Origin of the sequence: Mycobacterium sp., from assembly GCF_049280035.1 — a bacterium.
GTDB lineage: Bacteria > Actinomycetota > Actinomycetes > Mycobacteriales > Mycobacteriaceae > Mycobacterium.
In genome coordinates this window covers 1-2,176 of the sequence record NZ_JBAPPI010000632.1, presented here as the reverse complement: position 1 = coordinate 2,176, position 2,176 = coordinate 1, and the positions used below count along the sequence as shown (strand labels likewise).

The following is a 2,176-nucleotide window of genomic DNA, read 5'->3' as shown; positions in this document are numbered from 1 at the left end:
GCTGCCGCAAACTTGTCGATGCCGGCCTGAAATGTTGCCAACCGCGACTTCGCGGCGTCTGCGGCGGCCAGGTCTTCGGTGTGCTTCTTGTCGGCTGCCCGCTGTGTGGCCAGCTTGTTGTTGAGGTCGAGCTGCGCACTGTGCATCGCCTCGGTGGTCTGCTCAGCTTGCCGCGACAACTCACTGAGCTTTGCCATCGCGTCATTGACTGGGTCGGCCAGCACATTGCTGGCGGCAACTCCGGATAGGACGGCTGACACAGCTAGCGCTGTAGCGAAGCGCTTGGCTGCGCGCAAACACGCGCTTCTGCCGTTATGCCCCAACCCCAAGAGTTTGCATCCTTAAACCTCGTCGGCCCACACGGCCGAGTCTGCTTTAGGTCTCAGATAGGTTACGAAACGGCATCGGCGTTGTCCAACTCTGGATGATTAAGAAAACAGCAAGATTTCAACGTAACGCCGTTAGGCGACCCCCGGCCGCTGACGGTGAATTGGAACCAGCCGCAGTCTCGGGGCCAGCCCCGCTTCGGCGAGCACCTCCAGTGCGGCGCGCTCATCCTCCAGCAAAGTTTCCGGTACCCCGAGTATCACGCTGACGACGCAGTCACGGCATCCCGGACCGCGTACTGCGCAGTCGTCGCAATCGATGACCACTGGTTCTCCTGGATCGGGCGGGCCTGCCGCCGCCGGGTCGGGCTCGCTGGTGTGCGCCATCTCGTTGTTCCTCTCGGTCTTTTGGGTGGCCTTGCCGCCACGCTAACCGCCGGCACCGACATATCTCGCCGGCGTCGTTTCCGTTAATGGCCCGCGACGCGCCGCGGGAGAATTCGAGCAGTGTCGGTGCGACTGCCTAACGTCACGGCCATGGGCGCGCCCACCGGCGAGCAGCTGAGCCTCCCCGACCTCGACGGGGCTGCCGAAATGACGCTGCGCGAGACCACATTCGTGGTCGTGGACCTGGAAACCACCGGCGGGCGCATGACCGCTGGTGAGGGGATGGTCGCCGACGCGATCACCGAGATCGGGGCGGTCAAAGTGCGCGGCGGTGTGGTGCTGGGCGAGTTCGCCACCCTCGTCGACCCGCAGCGCAGCATCCCGCCGCAGATCGTGCAGCTGACCGGCATCACCACGGCGATGGTGTGCGATGCGCCGACCATCGGCGCGGTGTTGCCGATGTTTTTCGAGTTCGCCCGCGGCGCGGTGCTGGTGGCCCACAACGCCAGGTTCGACATCGGGTTTTTGCGGGCCGCTGCCGATCGGTGCGAAATCGGATGGCGGCGGCCGCAAGTGCTGTGCACCGTCCAGCTGGCCCGCAGGGTGCTCAGCCGCGAGGAAGCTCCAAGCGTGCGGCTGGCAGCGCTGGCCCGGCTGTTCGCCGTCGCCAGCGAGCCCACCCACCGGGCGCTCGACGACGCGCGGGCCACCGTCGAGGTATTGCACGCGCTCATCGAGCGCGTCGGCAATCAAGGTGTGCAGACTTACGCCGACTTGCGCTCGTATCTGCCCGACGTGACGCCAGCACAGCGGCGCAAGCGAGTGCTGGCCCAAGGGTTGCCGCGCCGGCCGGGGGTCTACCTATTCCGTGGGCCGGCTGGCGAGGTGCTCTACGTCGGCACCGCAATTGACTTGCGGCGCAGGGTAAGTCAGTACTTCAACGGTTCGGATCAGCGTAGCCGGATCAAGGAGATGGTCGCGCTGGCGACCACCGTCGAGCATGTCGAGTGCGCGCACGGGCTAGAAGCCGGTGTCCGCGAACTGCGGATGCTCAGCGCGCACGCCCCGCCCTACAACCGCCGATCGAGATTCCCGCACCGCTGGTGGTGGCTGGTGCTGAGCGACGAAGCCTTTCCCCGGTTTTCGGCTACCCGAACGCCGCGCCAAGACCGCGCGGTCGGCCCGTTTCGCTCCCGGGCCGACGCCGCCGACACCGCCGCCCTGCTGGCGCGGTTCACCGGTGTGCGCACCTGCACCAAGCGGCTGGCCCGTTCGGTGCTGCACGGACCGGCCTGCCCGCAGCATGAGGTTTCGCCGTGTCCGGCTGCTCGCGATGCGACCGCCGGCCAATACGCCGCGGCAGCCGAGCGCGCCGCTGAGTTGATCGACGGCCTGGACAACGCCGCGTTAACCGCGGCCGTGCAGCAGATCGCCGACCTTGCCGAGCGTCAGCGCTACGAGAG

2 protein-coding genes and 1 pseudogene are annotated in these 2,176 nt (G+C 66.9%); 1 reads left to right on the top strand and 2 read right to left on the bottom strand.

Features of this window, described 5'->3' with window-relative positions:
* A pseudogene (locus tag WAN71_RS20230) lies at window positions 1–323 on the bottom strand (endopeptidase); the annotation flags it as partial.
* Between the two features lie 138 nt (window positions 324–461).
* The gene (locus tag WAN71_RS20225; RefSeq protein ID WP_422227034.1) at window positions 462–713 is read right to left on the bottom strand and encodes a hypothetical protein; all 252 of its coding nucleotides are present in this window, start codon (window positions 711–713) and stop codon (window positions 462–464) included.
* Window positions 714–839: 126 nt separating this feature from the next.
* On the opposite strand from WAN71_RS20225, the gene WAN71_RS20220 reads away from it, so the two are divergent.
* A partial coding sequence (locus WAN71_RS20220) for a DEDD exonuclease domain-containing protein (RefSeq protein ID WP_422227035.1) occupies window positions 840–2,176 on the top strand: 1,337 nt, incomplete at its 3' end.